Genomic DNA, 20,059 nt, shown 5'->3' with positions numbered 1-20,059 from the left:
AAACTACCCCATAGCAAGAGCCTCATTTGCCGAACGTACCGTAGCCTTTTCGGCAGAGAGCCTTGAAAACGTAACGCGCTGACCCATTGAGTAAAATCACTTACGTACTGCCTTATTGATTGCGGTAAAGCTAACGCCCTGATTTTTATGCATGGCCGGTTGCGCATCGTTTGGATGGTGGTTCTCCTGCTGGTCGGGTTGACGCTGACTACACATGCGCAAACAATAACCACTACCCTTTCCGGACTGGTCACAGATGCCACAACCGGGAAGCCAATGCCTTTCGCCAATGTTTATCTGAACGGTAGCACGCAGGGTACGCTGACCGACGAGAAAGGGCATTTTTCGCTAACCGGTATTCCACTTGGCACGACCGAAATTGTCGCTTCTTTTGTCGGTTATCAGCCCGATAAGAAGCTCCTTCGGTTTGATACGCCCGATGCCAAAACCAGCAACTTTCGACTGAAACCCAGCGATCAGCTCTTAAATGCGGTGACCGTTCGGGGCAATCTGAAGAAATGGCAGCAACATCTTCGCGAATTTAGACGGCAATTGCTGGGGGAGCCTTTTGGTGGTCAGTGCCAGCTTTTGAACACCGACGTACTGAGTTTCAAGGAAGAAGATGGGCACCTGAAAGCAACAGCCACGGAGCCACTCGTTATTAAAAACCAGGCCCTCGGCTATAAAATCTGGTATGACTTACTGTATTTTGACGCTACGTATCGAAAAGTGTTTTATGCCGGAACGGCCCGTTTTGAAGAACTAAAACCAGAGAACGAGCGGCAGGCAAACCGTTTTCGACGTAACCGGATGATTGCCTACAAAGGATCAATCCGGCACCTGATGGCCAGTCTGGTCGATAGCACCTATGAAAAAGAAGGGTTTATGGTCTATCAGGAAAACATCGGCGTTCCTACAGCCAAAACCGTTTATAACCGTACGACGTTGGCTGGTTCCGTAAGCACGGGCACGACAAAAGGGCATCTACAACCACTGATTCTGAAGGAGTTAATTCAACCGGGCCGCCTGGCTTTTGAGCGTCGGCTGATGTCGGATCGGCCGTTGATTGTTTTTTACACCAATGCCATCTCATCTTACTCGCCCTATACCGACGCCCGTTACGCTTATTCGGAGATCAAATTACCTGCGGGTAACGTTCAGCTTACAGTCGATGGCAGCATTACGATGCCCAATGGAATGGAAGCCTACGGCTCACTATCCGACGACCGCCTTTCGAGAATGCTTCCGGCCGACTGGCAACCTAACGAAAACGATTCGGCACCAACAACTACAGCGCCCGTAGCAACGCAGGGGAAACTCTTGCCGCCCGACGCCCGGCTGGGTCGTATCGCCACCGCCTTTAAAGACCGCTTTCATTCGCTGGCTCCGGTTTTGTTTCTGCATACCGATAAGCCTTTCTACGCTACTGGCGACCGCATCTGGCTGAGCGCTTATTTGCTCGATGCCCTTACCAATCAGCGCCCCCTTGGCGAAACGGCCATCCATGTCGATCTGCTGACCGCATCCGGCAAATCGGTGCAACATCAGTGGCTGCGTGTAGAGGATGGCCGGGCGGTGGGTAATTTCAGGTTATCCGATTCACTCGCTTCCGGTACGTATCGATTACGGGCCTATACGGATGAAGATGATGGACAGAAACGACCGGCTTTTGAGCGTACACTTGCCGTTTATAATCTGCTTCAGAACCCGGCACCGTTTCAACCCGATACTAGTCAAAGACAGTTGGACGTTCAATTTCTTCCCGAGGGAGGCCGATGGATTGTTGGGTTGCCTGCCCGGTTGGGTCTGAAAGTTGTCGGCCCAGATGGGCATGGCGTCGCCGTTACAGGGCGAATACTTGATGATAAAGGCATAGAAATCTGTCGACTACATACCAACTTCCTGGGCATGGGGAACGTATCCTTAACCCCCCAGGCGGAGCGAACGTACCGCGCCGAAATAAGCTATGCAACTAGACGACAAACAGTTAATTTGCCTGTAGCCGAATCAGAAGGGCTTAGTCTGGCAGCCGACGTTCTCAGCGACAGCACTCGCCTGGCGCTCACGATTATGAGTAGCAACCGTCAGCCAATGGATTCGGTATACGTACTTATTCAGCAGCAGGGCCGTCTGGTCAGCCAGCAAAAAATTCTGCTTCAACAGGGCGTAGCGCGGGTAAGTTTGCCAATGTCCCTACTGCCTGCTGGATTGAATCAGCTAACCCTTTACGATGCTGCCGCCCGTCCGCAGGCAGAGCGATTGATTTTCGTCCCGGATCGTTTACCGCCCTTACGTCTTATAATCGGACTCAACAAAACTCGCTTCCAACCCCGCGAACAGGCCATTCTGGGCATTACCCTGAATGATGATGGCCGACCCATGCAAGCTGCCCTGTCGGCTTCCATTGCCGATGCCGAGCAAGTTCCCGACGACACAGCCGAAGCTACGATTCAGACGCACCTGTTGCTGACGGGCGAACTGCGCGGGCGGGTGGAACAGCCCAATTTCTATGTCAATAATACGTCTCCCGACGTTCGGCAGGCATTGGATAATTTGTTGCTCACTCAAGGCTGGCGACGTATCAGCGGCACACCATCCACCGAATTACTCGGCGGTGTATCCCTGATGGGGCGGGTTCTGAATCGTCAAAATCAACCCATAGCCGGGGCACAGGTTTTTGTGGCCTCAACAAAAGCGAGCCAGTCGTTTGTAAAATCAGCAGGAGCCGATCAGCTTGGCCGTTTTCGACTGGCGGGGCTGGCCATTGCCGATACAATGCAGTTGATGACGCAACTCACTGACCGACAGATGAAAGACTTGCCCGATAAAGATGCTCGCCTGGTGCTGGAAGGCCCCGGCCAGAACTGGGAGCGTGACACAACAGCCATGTACCCAAACTGGCGCGCCCTGCGTTCACAACTGGATGCGGCCAGGGTACGTCAGGAGAGCGATGCCGACTTTTACCGCGATAAGAAAGTGAAGGTGTTGAAAGAAGTGATCGTTCGGGCCCGCAAGTTTGATGAACGCCCGGAAGACGTTAAACGGGCCAGCCTGCATGGTGAAGCCGACGCGACCCTTACGTTCGATGATAAATCCCCCCGCTTTGCCAATCTCTACGAAATGATGCGGGGTCGCGTGGCGGGCGTTAGCGTTACGCAGGCGCCACTTACAGGAAGTTATAACGTTACCGTTCGGGGAGTGGGTAGCCTTACCAGTGGTACACAGCCGCTCTATCTGATGGATGGTATGTACATTCAGGATACCGACGGAACCGCTCTGCTTAATTTCAATCCGGGTGATATTGAGCGAATCGAAGTCCTGAAAAATCCGACGACAGCCGGGGCTTATGGCGTTCGGGGCGGAAACGGTGTTATTGCTTTTTATACAAAACGATTTCGACCCGATCAAAATACTGCCTCAAAGTCAGGGATGAAACCCCTGCAATTTATTGGATATCCGTCGGTGCAGCGCGAGTTTTATGTTCCCCGCTACGTAACGGCCGACCAGCAATCTGCTGAAGCGCCGTCAGGCCGCGTCGATCGTCGGGATGTACTCTACTGGAAACCAATTATCCTGACCGACTCTCAAGGGCACACACAGTTGATCTTTCCCTTATCGGATGTTGTCCGGACGGTACGTATCACCGTTCAGGGTATTACGGTCGAAGGTCGACCCGTTGTGGGCACTCAGCTGATTCGTGTCCAATAGGCCGGGGAATTATTTTTTCGAGTAGTTCTGTCTTTGCCTCCATCAATGTTACTTTCCCCAGGCGGGTGCTGGCGTCGTCGGGTCGAACAGTTCATCCAGATAATACGTCCGGCGTGGCCGTTTATCGCAATCATCCCCGCCAATCGGATAACGACAGGTTGCAAACACCGCCACATCGTCAGGATTCATTAGACTCACGTAGGCCCCATTTGGAAAACGGTCGGTCTTATGCGTCCGTTTGAGCAGACAATGCCCCAACTCATGAAATACCAGGCATGCCCGCTCATTGTCGCTGGTAGTTTTCCAGCAGTATTCATCGGAATTAAGTATAATTCGGGGCGTTTTGCCTGCCTCAACAATACATTGTCCGCACACATCCTCACCCAACGATGCGCCAAACGTAACGATCAGATTGCTTGTCAAAACCGAGACGTTTCGGCTTTGTGCTTCCGTACGAAACGCCTGAATATAAGGCTCTACTTCGGAGGGCACGCTGTACTGCTCCGGTTCAGGTTGTGAACCAGACTGACACCCTAACACAACACTTACCAGAAACACGATTACCCTTGAAACAGTACGCATAGCATTTTTGGGCAATCAAACGTGTGTAGCATAATGAGCTAACGTAGCAGTCAGGGATTCGCGCATATCTTTGGCCAGACTGGCGGGCTGTAGTACAGTGAGGTGTTCGCCATAGCTACGTAAATGCATTAGCAAATCGCGGTTGGGCGCCAGTCGTAGTCGGACTATACATTCGTCGTCGGTATCCCGTACTACTTCCTGCGTCTGATGAATGGGCTTGGCCTTCACGTAACGACCAAACAAGGGCGAAAACGAAAGCAGAATTTCTTCGACGGGTCCACTGCTATCTGTAATCCCATAAATATGCTCGAACAACTCACTAACGTTGGTCAGTACGTCAGACGGAACAGCACAATTGTCGTCTGTGATTTCCAGGTCGCTCATGCGGTCAAGAGCGAAGGTTCGTTCTTTGCCGGTCGGTTCGTCATACCCAATAACGTACCAGCTATCGGCTACCTCCCTTAATAAAATCGGGTGCAGCGTACGTAGTTTTGGCACCTCAACCACTCCGTCAGTCGCATCCGTCGTTTCATGTTTTCGGTAATGAAACGCAATTTGCCGGTTCTGATTGATGGCTCGTATCAACACCGGCACGTAATGACGGTTGCCTCCCAGAATCCGCTCTTCTACATACACAACCCGGCGAGTTAGCCCTTCCGTTTTCACCTCCCGAATAATATCCAGACTCTGCCGCACTTTTTGAAGCGCATTGGCCAGTTCACCCGCTACCGACGCTCCCTGCGTTGCCGTCAGCACTTCACGCGCATAATCAAGCGCTTCCATATCGTCGGGCGAAAGCATAAGCCGAAGCAACCGAAACTGCGGGTCGGTGTAATAATACCCGTTACGTCGTTTGTCGTAAGCGATGGGCGCATCGTGGTCTTCGCGTAAGCGCTGAATATCTTTCTCCAGCGACGAAATCGAGCGAATCCCACATTTATCGCGACAAATGTCAAATAGTTTCTGCTTGGAAAACTGGCGCGGGTAGCGGCTAATGATTTCATCAATCAGACGATACCGCTGAAAGGCTGAGCGGGTAATTGGCATAGGTAGTTGCGGGTCATGAGTTTCGCGCCATTGTCAATCATTGCAATCATCACCAATGGCGACTGCAAGCTAACGACAAAAATTTTTTCATAAAAAAAGAAGAGCGTAAAAAGATTACGTTTTGGCGGGTAGAACTTTGTTCTGTGAATTTTAAACAACGATACTAATGAACACTCTCATGAACGCCAATCAGAACCACAACGCTGGATTTCCGCCATCGCTTTTTCCGGCCCTGAGCACTACGAAGTCATGGACATCGCCAGCCGCTAATCGCTCGTCAAGACGCGCTACGTTATCAGCAGGTCAGTTGCTGGACATCGAACTGGGTTTGTTTCTGCTGTCACAATTAGTACCGTCAGCCTCGCCCGATGCCCTGCCTAATTTACTGACAGACAAGGGTTCCTCTTTTCTGGACCGCCCCACCTGGACACCCAAACAGCATAAACTGCTGAACCGGGGACGCATTTTACTGAGTCACATCCAGCAGTGCAACGTATGGAGCGCTTTACTGGATGCCTACACCACCATTCCTGATCGGCTGCAAGCGTACGACATCAGCGCCGACCGGAGCCGATTCGGCGAGAAAACTGTCGGCTTTTTCCGCAACCGGATCATTACGTTGCGCCAGATGGTCGGGTAATTTTTAATGATAACCAATTGATTAAAAGCACAATCTGAAATGAACGTAACCTTGAAATCAATTACGCCCACCGAGGTCTGCCAGGCAGCTACAACCTTGATTTTGGCGGAAGGTGGTACATCCACCCTTGTTGTACAACAGTTTCTCCGGAACCGTGGCTATCAGACGAACCAGGCGGAGGTATCAAAACACCTGCTTGCTGTGGCTATGCAGAAAGGATGGGCTATCAACGACAACGGCTTGTTTCAGGTGTACCATTTCCCGACCCTCAGCACATTCCCGCAGTAATACAGTGGCCATTGTCTGAGTGCCCGGTATAGCTGAGCGCTATAGCTGGATTTGAGCTGATCGTCGGCTTATGAATAGAAACAACAGTCAACACAGAGCAAAATCATGATGATTTGTTGGACTCTAAAACGTCATATACAATTGTTACACTATAGTATTAAGTTAGGCCGCCACCTTTACTGGGGTTACCTGAATTTGCTTGGCACCCTGATTTGCCAATCGCGGTCACTCTGCTTATCGTATCATCCAGTAGCTCGATCTGTGGCGCAAAAACTTACTCGGCCTTTTATCTGGCTTCGCTAAAAATATTTTCCCTCAAAAAAGAACAACGTAAAAAATTTACGTTCTGAGGGTGTGATATTTGATACGAACAGTAAACAACAATACAATGAACACTCTATCAACTTCCGCTCATTTAACCGTCCGCCCCGGCCTGGCGAATCTGTTACGCTGGCAGGAGCCGCTGGCCACCCGCCTTCGTTACCGGCATACATTGCCGGGCATGGTGGCAAATCGGCTGCTCAACGTAGAACTGGGCCTATATCTACTAGCTGAACTGCTGCCGTTAGTGCCACCACAGTTTCTACCTGATCTGCTCAATGGTCAGGGAGCCGCGTATCGTCAACGGCCTATCTGGTCGCCCCGGCAGCATCGCGCGCTCAATCAGGCCCGTACGCTGCTGGCCCCCTATCGCGACCGGACAGTGTGGTTCAAGGCGCTGGAAAAATATGCCTCCCTAGCGTCAGACGTACGGGTTTTTTCGCTGAATGGCCGCGGTGGCTGGAATACGGACATCAGTAGCTACGTACTACGCGAACGGCTTGGTTTATTTCAGGGTGTGTTAGCCTGATGCCTGATCAGCATTGAAGTAACTATCGTACTTGTTTATTGCCTCGACAATCAGTTCGTTTTCGATGTGGTAATGTTCACCTAAAGCCCGCACTGTCATTGCCCAATAGGCTGGCGTGCATCTGGTATTGTTTCCGGGTCTGTCTTTTTTGATCGTTAACGCGTGTTTAGCTTTGGAAACAATACAGGAGTCTAGTTCTTTGCCTTTATGAATAAACGTCATTTAACGTAAAATGGAAACACCTACGGCACCTGACGAAGCCATTGCCAGCATTTTCCAGTAATAATGTGTTTGTTGGATAAGCTCTTGTTCAGTATTTACGAGATAAAGTCTGATACAGATTGCTCCACCGTTATTGCTCAACCGAAGCTGGTTTACAGGTATTCGTACTAACCTTTTGGTAATCACTTCTCAGGCAAAAAAATGCCCGGTACTATGAAAAGTAACCGGGCTTCGGGATATTGTTTGAGGGCGATGATCAGGCTGTCAAATCCTTTGCCGAAACAGGGGACAAAACAGGATGCTTCCATCGATCGTGTGACCATAACCAATACGCCGGCGAACGGCGAATCTGACCTTCCAGAGCGGTATAATACTGTTGGGTTATGTCCATTGCATTAGTAAAGTAGGCATTATCGCACACTTGCATGAACCGATACTGATACGTAAATCGGCCAACTTTCTGTGTATCCACAACTACTACTGCCGTACGCGCTTGCCTGGCCAGGCGTTCTGCCCCAAGTTGCACAAAGGTTTCCTGACGTAAGAACGAAAGATGGTGTTTCAGGCTGGCAGGGCCAGGCCGTTGATCGGCAATGAGAACCACGAGCTTGGGTTCCTGTGACTGATCTAATAGAGCCAGCGCCTGCCGATAAAACGTTTTTTGCGGAATCAATTCCACCCCAAATCGTTTACGTAACGCCAATAAAATTCGGTCGAAAAACGCACTCTGTGGAGGGGAGTAAGCCGAATAGACCGGGTAACGTACATGCGTTGGCAGATCAATCAAATATTCCCAGTTTCCATAATGAGACGTCAGCATAACAACCTGTTTACGCTCCCGGTATAGCTGATCCAGCAAGTCCAGATTGGTGTAGCGAGCCAGTTTGTTTCGGAGTTTGTCAGAAGCAGCAGCCAATAGAAACGGCTCTATGCATAAATCGCTCAAATGCCGGTAATACGTTTCAAGCAGGCCCCTGATTTGGGTTTCGCTTTTTAGCGGAAAAGAGCTTTTCAGATTCCGGTAAATTGTATCATAGCGGTAATTGAGTCCGTAACGAAGGACTAGAAAGACGAGATAAGAGCAGGCTTTGGCCAAACTTAACTGGCACGAGCCCCAACTAGCGGATAGAAAGCGCATATAGGCTTGCCAAGTGGTTCTATACAGGTTAAACGAAGCCTGTTATCTTATAAACATAAAAGCACTTCTTAAAGAAGACCCCTGTTATAAGAGGTGATCTTCCAAAGAGGGCTATTCAATAAATAGACTATGATCTGTTAAGTAACAGGCCAATTGGCCTAAAGCAGGATGCGTAGAAACTATGCAGTTTTCTTCACATCAATCGCATTTGGCCCTTTAGGTGTCATGCTGATCGCAAAGCTCACCTTATCTTGCTCACCGATTGGCTCAAGCAGGGCATTGATATGCACAAAAATACTAACCTGCGTTTGTAGGTCTCTGATAAAGCCGTACCCTTTCGAGTCGTTAAAGAAACTCACGATCCCGTGATGAATCACTTCCTGCTGAGGGCCTGCTTCCTGTTTGGGTACACTGATGGATATATCCTCCTCATTAACTTGTCGTTTCCGACGCGGATCGGGAGGAGCCGATGAAAGATTTCCGTTTTCATCTACATAGGCTAACATCTGATCGAGAGATTGCCCTTTGGGAGAAGTTGCTTTACGCTTTTCCCGTTTTTCCTGTTTCTCTTTTTTCTTTTTCTGGCGTTGATTTTCTTTTTCTCTCTTACTGAATGTTTCCATAGTTTATGTTTAAGTGCGATCTTTTAACAGGTATTCGTGTGCAGCCAGGCTGCTGGTTGGATTAATGGCCAAATTGTGGAATTAAGTCCAGGCGTTTCGCTGCCTGCTCGGCGGTTAAATACAGAACGGTACGGGGCATATCCCGAACCAGATACGGCTTTTTGCTGGCTTCAATTTGTTGACGCGCGACTAACTGACGCTCTTTTGCAGTTAATTTTGGGATTTCTCTCATAAATAGGGGATTTTAAGTGAACACCCACCTTCGTGACAGGTGCTAATATTGAATCAGACATTACTGTGATGAACGGGAAAACTTTCCAGGTTCCTCCAGTTGATGCTGCGAAAATGAACACGATTACAACCAACTGAAGTCAGTTTGCTTTCGTCGATACATACTGAATAGTAGGAAAAATGGTCTATATCCGTCTTGAAAATAACGGCCCAACCAAAGAGGTGTGAATAACTCGAAAGCTATTGATTGATGCAGATTCGAAATCTGGAGGAGGTATTTGATAATTTGCGGCTTGTTCAGGGCGGCATCGGGGCGGTCGATCATCTTCCTGGGCGTTTAACAGCCCGTTAGCACGCTGCAACAACGTAATAAAAGTTTAACACGTTTACTAGCAAAAAGATTGCCAATCCCTATGATATTTATTTCTGCCTGTTCTGTTTACTTAACCTTTTCAACTAAAATTACGGATACTATAAACGTTTTTCTCTCACAAACTAAGCAATAGCAATTCTCGCACTATTCGCTAGAAAAGCACAAAAACACCAATAAAACAGCCATAAAATGTCATAAAACTGGCTTTAACCGGTTTGACTATACTACTCTCCCATTGATCGCCTGATCGATAATCAATACGTACTTACCTATGAGAGACAACGCTCTTTCTGCTTTTAATTACTCATGCTGAAACATGATTAGCCACTGTTTTGAAGTCAAACGAGAGTCAGAAGCGGGCAATATTTTGTAGCTTAATAGAACATTTCCCATTTAATTCTTGTCCGGATTGGATTTTGCCGGGCAAATGCCGACGTTTACCGCCGTTTGTTTTCAAGCCAACTCCTCTTATGAACGATCCTCAACTGGCCCAACTCTTCCCTGCTGAAGACCAGATTCCCGCCGACTACCGTATCGAGCCCATCCACCAGCGAGAGTACCTGCTTAATGGCGAAATGCGCCAATGGAATGGTCCTGTTTCAGACGTTTATTCGCCGGTTTGTATTCCGGCTGCTGACGGTACGTTGCAGCGAAAACTCGTAGGAAGTTTCCCGGTTACTGGCCCAACCGAAGCTCTCGCAGCATTGGATGCTGCCGTAGCGGCTTATGACAATGGCCGTGGCGAATGGCCGCAAATGTCGGTAGCGGACCGCATTGGGTGTATGGAAACCTTTGTGGGCAAAATGCTCGAGCAGAAAAAATTAGTCGTCAACCTTATTATGTGGGAAATCGGCAAAAACCTTGCTGACGCGACCAAAGAGTTCGACCGAACTGTAAAATACATTTACGACACAATTGATACGCTGAAAACAATCGACCGAAATTCGTCACGGTTTCGGATTGAGGAAGGTATCATTGGTCAGATTCGGCGGTCGCCCTTGGGTGTGGTACTGGCAATGGGGCCTTTCAACTACCCGCTCAATGAGACCTATACTACGCTCATCCCCGCTATCCTGATGGGCAACACGATCTTGTTCAAAACGCCCAAGCATGGCTCGCTCCTGCATTATCCATTACTCGAAGCATTCAGAACCAGTTTCCCGAAAGGCGTAGTCAATTCACTCTACGGACGTGGTGCTAATGTTATCCCGCCGGTTATGCAGTCGGGTAAGGTAAACGTACTGACCCTGATTGGTTCCAGCCGGGTGGCCGATGAATTGCAACGACAACATCCGAAACTAAATCGGCTACGGTCGATTATGAGCCTCGACGCCAAAAATGCAGCGATCATTTTACCGGATGCTGATCTGGATGTGGCCGTAAAAGAATGCCTGCTCGGTACGTTATCGTTCAATGGGCAACGGTGTACGGCAATTAAAATCATCTGGGCACATCGGTCTATCGTTGACGAGTTTTTAAGCAAGTTTGGTCCTGAAGTTAGCAAGCTCAAGCCCGGAATGCCCTGGTCCGACGGCGTGCAGATTACGCCACTTCCGGAACCAACCAAACCCGATTACCTGGCCGAATGCATCCGTGATGCCGAAACAAACGGCGCAAAAATCATGAACGAAGGAGGTGGTGAAGTGGCTGCGTCGCTGTTTAAACCTGCCGTTGTTTACCCGGTTAAAGAAGGGATGAAGCTGTATCGGGAAGAACAGTTCGGGCCAATTATCCCGGTTGTTCCATTCGATGATATCGAAGAGTTCATTGATTACCTCATTACCGACGATCATGGGATGCAGGCCAGTATTTTCGGATCAGATGCCGAAGAGATTGCCCGGTTAATTGATCCGTTAGTAAACCTGGTCAGTCGGGTAAATATCAACGCTCAATGCCAGCGGGGACCTGATACGTTCCCATTTACCGGCCGTAAAGATTCTGCCGAGGGAACACTGTCTGTAGAAGACGCCCTCCGCTCGTTCTCCATTCGGTCGGCGGTAGCAACCAAAGATACAGACGCCAACAAGCATATTCTGAATGATATTGTCGGACAACACAAATCCGAGTTTTTAAGTACGAATTTTATTTTTTGATGTAGTGCCGCCCGTCCGGTCGGTTATCTAAACAAAGCCGACCAGGATGGACGGCATTACGTATATGCTATCCGCAACTAAACTTACCAAATCGTTCAGCGACGTTCATGCCGTTCGCACAGTGTCGTTTACACTCGAACCTGGGCATATCATGGCGTTAGTTGGCGCCAGCGGTTCAGGGAAAAGCACCCTGCTGAATCTGCTGGCTGGTCTCGCCGATCCGGATACGGGCGACGTGCGACTTAATGGGGAGCGTATTCCGGGCCCTTCGGATGTGTTGGTGCCGGGCCATCCAGATATCCGGCTCGTCCATCAGGAATATCAACTGATGCCAAACGTAACGATTCGGGAAAATATCGACTACGCACTACGGTTTTTCGAGAAAAATTACCGGGAATTTCGTGTCAACGAATTAATAAAACTTTGTCGGCTGACGGATGTGCAGGATCGCATACCACGCCACGTATCGGGCGGTGAAAAACAACGTACGGCCATCGCCCGCGCCATTGCCGATAAGCCCGCCGTTTTGCTGCTCGACGAACCGTTCAGTCATCTGGACCTGCCCAACCGGCTCATTATTCGTGATCTGCTATTCGATCTGGTCCGCCATGAGAATACGTCCTGTCTGTTTGTAACGCACGATGCTACGGATGCCCTATCCATTGCGGATACGCTGGGCATTTTACGGAGTGGGAAACTCATTCAGTTGGCCCCACCGGTGGATGTGTACCGGCGTCCGGCTACTGCTTACGCTGCCCGCATGACCGGCGTTGTCAATATCATCAAAGCCAAACATTTGTCACTTTTCGGCCTGACCGAACCAGAAAACAGCGATGAATTAATTTGCCTGCGCCCTGAGCAGCTCAAACTTGACGAAGCTGGAGTAAAAGGAACCGTACAGGCAGTGTATTTCAAAGGTAGCCATTCCGAAATCGACGTAACCTTTTCACGCTACGTGTCATTTCGTCTGTTAACAACTCGCGATGATGTTCGGATTAATCAACAAGTGGGCGTTAGCCTAACAGAAACTGCGCTTTGGCGACTCAAAAGTTAACATTTACGACTGTGGCCTGTTGTTTCAGAAACTAACTAATCTTGCGTTATGAACCCTAAAGACGAACAACAGGACCCAGGCATCGACGAACCAAATGGAAAAGATGATTTTTTGGTTGGTGAGAAAACCGAGAACGTAAAGCCAACGGGAGTTGATGATAATTCAACCGGTATGGGTGATGGTGACAGCGACTATCTCGGAAAAACAAACAAAAGAGACGACGAGAAATAAACAGAAAAGGAGAAGGGAAAAAGGAAAAGGGAGAAAGAAACATAGTAGGTTTTTCTTTCTCCCTTTTCCTTTTCCCTTCTCCTTTTTACATCATTCGTTTAATCAACTGCTCGACTGAAATACCTTCGGCTTCAGCTTTGAAGTTACGAACAACGCGATGCCGGAGAATAGGCATCGTCACAGCTTTAACATCTTCTATATCAGGCGAATATTTCCCGGTCAGCAAGGCATTGCATTTAGCCGCCAGAATTAGGGCCTGCGATGCCCGTGGCCCTGCCCCCCACTCCAGATACTGGTTCGCATCGGGAGAAGCCATATCCGTATTTGGCCGGGTTTTATGTACTAGTTTAACGGCGTATTCGATTACATTATCCACCACCGGTACTCGACGTACCAAATGCTGAAACTCCCGGATTTCTTCGCCTGTAATGACGCGCTGCACGTCGTACCGCTGATCAGACGTCGTGCTTTTTACAATATCTAACTCCGACTGATACGACGGATAATCCAGATAGATATTAAACATAAACCGGTCTAACTGTGCCTCGGGCAGCGGATATGTACCCTCCTGCTCAATTGGGTTTTGCGTGGCCAGAACAAAGAAGGGCCGGCCTAATCCGTACTTCTGCCCTGCAATCGTGACGGCGTATTCCTGCATGGCTTCGAGCAGGGCCGACTGTGTTTTGGGGGGTGTCCGGTTGATCTCATCAGCCAAAATAATATTGGCAAAAACGGGTCCCTTAATAAATTTGAAATTACGTTCCTGATCGAGTGTTTCCGAACCCAGAATATCAGAAGGCATCAGGTCAGGTGTAAACTGAATCCGGTTAAAATCAAGGTCCAAAGCCCCGGCAATTGTCTGAATCAGCAGTGTTTTTGCCAATCCCGGTACACCGACAAGCAGGCAGTGCCCCTGACAGAAAATGGCTGTCAGCAAAAGCCGAACGGTCTCGTCCTGCCCGATAACAACCTTGGAAATTTCATTTTTTAGCTTCTGATAAGAGGTGGTAAGGGCTTCTGCAGCCGCAACATCCGATGAGTAAGGCACAGGTAAAAAAGTTAATGATGAATGATAAATGATGAATGATGAACAGTAAAGATGATGCCTCATCATTTATCATTCATCATTCATCATTTTTAATTACTGCCAAGCGCAGCGGCACTGTTCTGCGTAGTGCCAAATATTCGGCAGTTATGGAATTCAGGATCAACTGTAATGTACACGTCAGCTACGGATTTCCGGAACCAGTCATCGATGGCGCGGTTCTTTTTGTTCTGTAGCACAATGGTTTGCAGTTTCTCAAAATCTTTACTGAAGTCGGCGGTATGCGGAGGCACTTTACTTTTAAAATACAATAACCGCATGGCACTTTTACCGTCTTCAGTACGATAAGGCAGTGGTTTCGAAATACTACCTACCTGCATGGTATCGAGCATCTGAAATAAAGCGTATTCCATTGACCCATCCATAGCCAGCCGGCTGCTTCCCGATTGGGGGTCACGAAGCAAGCCACCCGCATCGGCCGTGCCTTTGTCTTCCGAAAAATCTTTGGCTCCCTTTTCGAATTTAAGTGAATCAATCTGGATAAGATTCCGCAGACTATCCAGAAAGTGCGTCGGACCAGCCAGGTCCAGACGGTTGTAGTCGGGACGTAGCAGAATATGGCGGGCATGGTATTCGGCTCCGCGCGTTTCCAGCAACTGAATCAGGTGCAACCCAAACTCAGATTCAACAACATCCGACATTTCGTTGGGTTTCAGTTTCAGCGCTGCGCCTTCAAACGGGGCCACCATCATACCACGTTTGGCAAAGCCTAAATCGCCATTACGTTCGGCCGAACTAACATCCTCAGAAAACTCTTTGGCCAGTTTACCAAAATCCTCGCCGTTTTCAACCCGTTTTTTGATGTCGAGCAACCGCTGTCGGAGCGCTTCTTTCTGCTCTTTCGTCGGCTTGGCAAAGCGCACAATCTGACCGACTTCCACTTCAGCGGGCATATACGGCAAACTATCTTTTGGAATCGCATCAAAAAATTTACGAACATCGCGGGGGGTCACCTTTACGTCGGTCGTAATTTTGTTCTGCATTTTCTGCACGACCTTCTGATCTTTCACCTGCTGCCGCAATTCGCTTTTGAGCATTTCCAGGCTTTTGCCGTACGCTTCCACAATATTTTTCTCGGAACCGAACTGCTGAATCATGTACTGCATCCGCTGGTCAAGCTCGTTGTCAACCAGTTTTTCCTCGACAACAACGGAGTCAATCTCAGCTTTAGCCAGCATCATTTTATTGATAACCAGACTTTCCAGCAACTGACATTTCTGGGGAGGTGTCTGGTTTTGCCCGACATACGACTGATACGCTTCATCCAGATCAGACCGCAGTACGTAGTAGTTATCTACCTTGGCGATAATTTTATTCAGGCTGACGCTCTGGCCCTGCCCGAACGAGGGTGCCGTCAGGAACAAGCCGACCAAAACAAGAAATAGACTGCTAATAACTTTTTTCATGTTATAAATATACGCACAGAACGGCAAGCGGTCTGGGTTTTAAGCATTTTTAAGACAGGTTAATGGCCTTATCGAACCGTTGATACGTAGTTAACGGATTTCTTTCCCAACAAAGTACCCGTTTTTACTAAACTTACTTGGCCAATCGCCTGATTTCTTCATCGTTGACCTTCACCGGGTATTTTTCCCGAAGTTGTGCCAGCCACTGCTTTTCCAGCGTTGCCTGATAATCATTGATAACCGATCCGCGGGCTTCGGCAAATGTTTTGGCGTGCGCTGGATCAATTCGGTCGATGGTCACAGAAATGGCTTTGTTGTCCCGGCGAAACGTAGTGGAACCCGCTTTCCACGGACTGACGCTATCCAGATAAGCATTCGCTCCTTTAGCAAATGCCCCTTCTGTGATCAATACGGCCGGTTCGCTGGAGGACGGCTGCCGCCTGCTGTTAATGACCCTGGCAATATCTTCCTTCGCTGTGCTGAAATACTGAAAGGTTACATTACGCTGCATTTCTTTTCCGGCGCCGGGCCGCGCTCCCTGATAATCTTTTTCGATGATCCGTCGGAGGGCAATACCGTTTTTTTGCAGATAACTCACTACGGTTCGAATTCGACCGGCCGAAACGGAATCCCGCTCCGTAGCATCATGAGAGCCACTGACTTCAACTATATAATTTGGATTACGCATCATAACCACCAATACGTCGAACAAGCGTTCGCGCAGAACTGGCGTCAAAACCGTCTGGCTTTTGGCAAATGTCAACGCCGGGGCCGACCGGCGAAGTTGATACGGGGGTTTGCCTGTAAGCATGGCCGTAGCTTGTTTCAGCAGGCTGTCGTGCTGCGCTACAACTATGGTCGCAATAGCTCTGTCGGGAAATTGGTAATTGGCCTGATGCTGCTCAAAATACTGCCGCTGCCCAATCGAGTCGACCATTGACCGTTCCCACACGTTTTTCTCCATCATCTGCGAGAGCAGTACACCATCGTGAATTTCGTTTAGCAGCGCCCGAAACTCGGGTGATTTTTTCTCCAGATTAGCTTCTTCCGTTGCCATAAGCTGATCGCCAACAAAACGGTTAAACAGGCGCTGCATCGCCACTCTGGGTGAACTTCCTTTAGTGGGTGTCGCTGCCACAGAGGCTGCTGGCATTGCCGGATTGTGCGGAGGCTGCTGACGTTGACGAACGTATTCGAAAAATTGATTCACTGTATACGGATGTTCAGCGATGGTCACCACCGTCTTATTTTGCAAAGTCTGGTCCAGAGGTTCCTCATAGCGCCATTGCCCGCGCAGCAAACTGCTGTCGGCCTTAGCCAGGGCATTGTCGAGTACGGGTTTCTGCTCACTTACGGCATATAATTTCTGAAGGCGCTGTATCGTAGCCTGCCGCAGTACGTCCGCCCGGGTGTCGGTCATAACCCGCTGCCGGAGTGAAGGGCCTAACGTACTGTAGGGTTCAAGGGATTTATGCTCAATGAGTTTGATAATATGCCAGCCATAATTTGTCCGCACGGGTTTCGAGTAGTCGCCGGGTTTTGTCAGCGCAAAGGCAGCATCTTCGAATGCGGGGACCCAACGACCCGGTTCAAACGTTGGCAAGACACCCCCGTTGGTTCTGGACGTAGCATCGTCGGATACATCACGGCAAACGGCTTCAAACGACTCCCCTTTTTGCAGTCGACCATAAGCGGCTTCGATACGTTCCTGAGAGGCCTTCTGACCGGGCTCATCGGCACCGGGGCTGATACGTACCAGAATATGAGCCACTCGCACCCGACCCCGGCTAGGTCGACGGGTATTTACTTTGATCAGATGGTAGCCAAACCTTGTCCGAACCGGCTGCGAAATTCCGCCAATCGGTGTAATGTAAGCTGCCGTTTCGAGTGGATAAACAATACCGAAAGCTGTAAAATACCCAAGATTTCCTCCATTTTGGGCCGTTGTCGCATCCTGGGAGTTTTCGCGGGCCAGTTTCGCAAAGTCCTCACCAGCCAATGCCTGCTTACGAATCGATTGTACCGTTTGATAGGCCGCCAATGTATCAGCCGGGGCGGCATCTTCCGATACGGGTATCAGTATATGCGAGGCATTGACTTCATCCTGCATACGCTGATACGCTTCAGCCGCCAGTGATTCGACCAGCACTTTATCCGTCATGTATGACTGGGCCAACTGCTTACGGTAGGTGTTCATTTCTTCCCGAAAAGCCTCCGTCGTGTCCCGGCCTTCCGATTCGGCAGCCAGTACTTTCAACTTTAGATTTGTGTATAAATCAAAGTACTCTTTTATATCCGTCCGCTGCGTTGAATCGGATGAAAGCTGGTTTTTGGTAAATGACTGAAAAAAATCGTCGGTCGTGAATGATTTCGTACCCAGCGTCAGGATAATTGGCTGCGTAGGAGGTTGTTGAACAACCGGGGCGGCTGTTTTACAGGCCATTACGGCAAGTGCCAGCAAGAGACCGCCTGTGAATTGGCGCATAGCGTCTGAAAAGGTAATTTTAGTAATAGTTGAACAGATACGTTGGCAAAAACATTCGTTTTCGATCTGGCTAACCAACGCTGAAAAACGGAGTTAGGGATGAGCAGGCTGAATTTTTACGGTTTTCAACGTAACGTCGTAGATAAGCTGATACTCAAAAGAATTACGCATGTTTTGTCCGGTAAAAACGGCAGGCACCCGGATAAATTGCTGCTTGTTCTTACGTAATACAGATTCGCGCAGTTCAACGCTACTCTGTCCGAGTAAATCATCATCGTCGAGTTTGTCTACAAGCTGTAACCCAATTCCCGAAGCGACCAGGCCCGCCGATACGTATTTCAGGGGCGTCAGTACTTCGGTGGCCGTCAGCAATAAGCCAACCGGAATGGCCACAATGTTATGTATCTTCTGAATTTTAGCCAGCGTTTGCCGGGCCTGATTATAATCGTCCACTTCAATCAGCACGAGCGATGCAATGATTCTGCCGTTTTTAGGTACTGTCAATTGAATGGGCTTGGCCGGATTGTGTTCGGTCGGTTGCGAACCCGATGCCTTCAGATTAAGCTGTTGTCCCTTCTTGACCGGCTCAACACCCCAGCCGCCATTGACAACGCCAACGGGCTTGTTTTGAGCATCATAACTGGTCAGCGAATAAGCCATCATCACCTCATCATGCCCGAACGTTTCTTCCAGGTTCACAGCCGTCAACGATTCCGGCATTAATTCAGCCGTCAGCGACGGTCGCCGTGAGCACCCGACTGTGTGAATCAGCAGTACTAAGAGTATAACAATTCGCATGGAGACAGTTTTTGACTGATTGAATAAAACTCTACGCGTTAGCTATTCAACCATTCAACAATTCAATCAGTCAATCATTAATTAAACACTCGGTTCCTGCTGACTCAGGCAATGAAAACTGCCCAGGCCCCATACAATATCGGTGGAGTCGATACCAATAATTTTCCGATCCGGGAAGCACGTACCAATGATGTCCAGTGCCTGCTGATCTTTATCGCATCTGAACGTTGGAACAATTACGGCGCCATTGGTAATCAAAAAGTTGGCGTACGAAGCGGGCAATCGCAAACCGTCGCTCACCACCGGATCAGGCATGGGCAATTCCACAATGGTTAACTGCTTGCCGTTCAGCAGTCGCATTTGCTTTAGTTCATGGTGAATTTCCTGCAAAAACGGGTAGTTATCGTCGCTTTTATTCGGTTCATAAGCCGCCACAACGGTGTCGTCGCTCACGAAACGTACCGTATCGTCAATATGCCCATCGGTATCGTCGCCCACAATACCTTCTTCCACCCAAAGCACCTGCTGAACACCGTAATAATCGCAGAGATACTGCTCAATATCAGCTTGGGTCAAATGGCTATTCCGGTTTTGATTGAGCAAACAGGCTCGGCTGGTCAGCACGGTTCCAGCCCCGTTAAATTCTACCGAACCACCTTCCATAATGATACCGGGCGTTACGTAGTCGAGCTTCCGATAATGAGCAATCTCAACCGGAATCAGATCGTCGCGGTCGTAAGGCGGATATTTGCCCCCCAGGCGTTGTAACCCCAGTTGACAATCATCCGCTTTTTTTCCTGCGGATTAATCAGAAATGCCGGACCATGATCGCGACACCAGGAGTCGTTGGTAGGATGTGGGAGCAACGTAATTCGGCTCATATCAGCACCAGCGGCTAACAGCCGCAGTTTGGCTGACTGCATTACGATCTCATTATGGGCGTTGATACATACGTGTTCGCTCTCGGCAATGGCCTTAATAAAATCGATATAAGCCGGAAACATCAGCTCCTGCCGGTCGTATGTCCATGAGGCTTCGGTATGCGGCCAGCTCAACCAGGTTGCTACGTGCGGGTGCCACTCGGCGGGAAAGAAAAAGCCCTCACGGGCAGGAATAAGAGACATGATTTAATGAGTGAATGAGCGAAAGAGTGGATGAGTGAAAGAGCGATAACTAACAGTATTA

General features: G+C 49.2%; 17 protein-coding genes and 1 pseudogene. 7 read left to right on the top strand and 11 right to left on the bottom strand.

All coding sequences use genetic code 11. The features are described from left to right. Positions 1-147 precede the first annotated feature (147 nt). The gene (locus tag LN737_RS11350; protein WP_405518899.1) at positions 148-3,708 is read left to right on the top strand and encodes a carboxypeptidase-like regulatory domain-containing protein; all 3,561 of its coding nucleotides are present in this window, start codon (positions 148-150) and stop codon (positions 3,706-3,708) included. A 48-nt stretch (positions 3,709-3,756) separates the two neighbouring features. Here LN737_RS11350 and LN737_RS11345 read toward each other — a convergent pair whose 3' ends face one another. Both LN737_RS11345 and LN737_RS11340 read right to left on the bottom strand, forming a co-directional pair. Continuing rightward, positions 3,757-4,290 carry a putative metallopeptidase gene (locus tag LN737_RS11345; RefSeq protein ID WP_405518897.1) on the bottom strand — a complete coding sequence of 178 codons (534 nt, stop codon included), beginning with the start codon at positions 4,288-4,290 and terminating at the stop codon, positions 3,757-3,759. A gap of 15 nt (positions 4,291-4,305) precedes the next feature. Then, positions 4,306-5,337, bottom strand: a complete 1,032-nt coding sequence (locus LN737_RS11340; RefSeq protein ID WP_405518895.1) for a YafY family protein — start codon at positions 5,335-5,337, stop codon at positions 4,306-4,308. Positions 5,338-5,503: 166 nt separating this feature from the next. On the opposite strand from LN737_RS11340, the gene LN737_RS11335 reads away from it, so the two are divergent. The 3 genes from LN737_RS11335 (at position 5,504) to LN737_RS11325 (ending at position 7,115) form a co-directional block, all read left to right on the top strand. Beyond that, positions 5,504-5,977, top strand: a complete 474-nt coding sequence (locus LN737_RS11335) for a hypothetical protein (RefSeq protein ID WP_405518893.1) — start codon at positions 5,504-5,506, stop codon at positions 5,975-5,977. 39 nt (positions 5,978-6,016) lie between these two features. After that, positions 6,017-6,265: a hypothetical protein gene (locus tag LN737_RS11330; protein ID WP_405518892.1), complete on the top strand. Its 249-nt coding sequence runs from the start codon at positions 6,017-6,019 to the stop codon at positions 6,263-6,265. 388 nt (positions 6,266-6,653) lie between these two features. After that, the gene (locus LN737_RS11325; RefSeq protein ID WP_405518890.1) at positions 6,654-7,115 is read left to right on the top strand and encodes a hypothetical protein; all 462 of its coding nucleotides are present in this window, start codon (positions 6,654-6,656) and stop codon (positions 7,113-7,115) included. Here the strand turns inward: LN737_RS11325 and LN737_RS11320 are convergent. From LN737_RS11320 to LN737_RS11305, 4 genes are all read right to left on the bottom strand, one after another. Continuing rightward, positions 7,107-7,337 carry a hypothetical protein gene (locus LN737_RS11320; RefSeq protein ID WP_405518889.1) on the bottom strand — a complete coding sequence of 77 codons (231 nt, stop codon included), beginning with the start codon at positions 7,335-7,337 and terminating at the stop codon, positions 7,107-7,109. The genes LN737_RS11325 and LN737_RS11320 overlap by 9 nt on opposite strands. Before the next feature lie 256 nt (positions 7,338-7,593). After that, positions 7,594-8,475 carry a lysophospholipid acyltransferase family protein gene (locus LN737_RS11315; protein WP_405518888.1) on the bottom strand — a complete coding sequence of 294 codons (882 nt, stop codon included), beginning with the start codon at positions 8,473-8,475 and terminating at the stop codon, positions 7,594-7,596. Positions 8,476-8,654: 179 nt separating this feature from the next. Then, positions 8,655-9,098 (bottom strand): cold-shock protein, encoded by a 444-nt coding sequence (locus LN737_RS11310; RefSeq protein ID WP_405518886.1) that lies wholly within the window; start codon positions 9,096-9,098, stop codon positions 8,655-8,657. A 61-nt stretch (positions 9,099-9,159) separates the two neighbouring features. After that, positions 9,160-9,330, bottom strand: a complete 171-nt coding sequence (locus LN737_RS11305) for a hypothetical protein (protein WP_405518884.1) — start codon at positions 9,328-9,330, stop codon at positions 9,160-9,162. An 842-nt stretch (positions 9,331-10,172) separates the two neighbouring features. On the opposite strand from LN737_RS11305, the gene LN737_RS11300 reads away from it, so the two are divergent. The 3 genes from LN737_RS11300 (at position 10,173) to LN737_RS11290 (ending at position 13,080) form a co-directional block, all read left to right on the top strand. Then, positions 10,173-11,795: an NADP-dependent glyceraldehyde-3-phosphate dehydrogenase gene (locus tag LN737_RS11300; RefSeq protein WP_405518882.1), complete on the top strand. Its 1,623-nt coding sequence runs from the start codon at positions 10,173-10,175 to the stop codon at positions 11,793-11,795. A gap of 64 nt (positions 11,796-11,859) precedes the next feature. Next, positions 11,860-12,849: an ABC transporter ATP-binding protein gene (locus tag LN737_RS11295; RefSeq protein WP_405518880.1), complete on the top strand. Its 990-nt coding sequence runs from the start codon at positions 11,860-11,862 to the stop codon at positions 12,847-12,849. 48 nt (positions 12,850-12,897) lie between these two features. Continuing rightward, complete coding sequence (locus LN737_RS11290) at positions 12,898-13,080, top strand: hypothetical protein (protein WP_405518878.1); 183 nt, start codon at positions 12,898-12,900, stop codon at positions 13,078-13,080. A gap of 85 nt (positions 13,081-13,165) precedes the next feature. Here the strand turns inward: LN737_RS11290 and LN737_RS11285 are convergent, their stop codons facing one another. The 5 genes and pseudogenes from LN737_RS11285 to LN737_RS11265 all read right to left on the bottom strand — a co-directional run bounded on the left by LN737_RS11285 (position 13,166) and on the right by LN737_RS11265 (position 19,998). Next, positions 13,166-14,128, bottom strand: coding sequence for a MoxR family ATPase (locus LN737_RS11285; protein ID WP_405518876.1), 963 nt, complete (start codon positions 14,126-14,128; stop codon positions 13,166-13,168). An 89-nt stretch (positions 14,129-14,217) separates the two neighbouring features. After that, positions 14,218-15,591, bottom strand: a complete 1,374-nt coding sequence (locus tag LN737_RS11280; protein WP_405518874.1) for a peptidylprolyl isomerase — start codon at positions 15,589-15,591, stop codon at positions 14,218-14,220. Between the two features lie 133 nt (positions 15,592-15,724). Further along, positions 15,725-18,076 carry a peptidylprolyl isomerase gene (locus LN737_RS11275; protein ID WP_405518872.1) on the bottom strand — a complete coding sequence of 784 codons (2,352 nt, stop codon included), beginning with the start codon at positions 18,074-18,076 and terminating at the stop codon, positions 15,725-15,727. Positions 18,077-18,169: 93 nt separating this feature from the next. After that, complete coding sequence (locus tag LN737_RS11270; RefSeq protein WP_405518870.1) at positions 18,170-18,874, bottom strand: hypothetical protein; 705 nt, start codon at positions 18,872-18,874, stop codon at positions 18,170-18,172. An 81-nt stretch (positions 18,875-18,955) separates the two neighbouring features. Further along, positions 18,956-19,998: pseudogene (locus LN737_RS11265) on the bottom strand (agmatine/peptidylarginine deiminase). Positions 19,999-20,059: the final 61 nt, after the last annotated feature.

Origin of the sequence: Spirosoma sp. KNUC1025, assembly GCF_045160025.1 — a bacterium.
Classification (GTDB): Bacteria; Bacteroidota; Bacteroidia; order Cytophagales; family Spirosomataceae; genus Spirosoma.
This window is presented reverse-complemented; position numbering and strand designations above follow the sequence as displayed.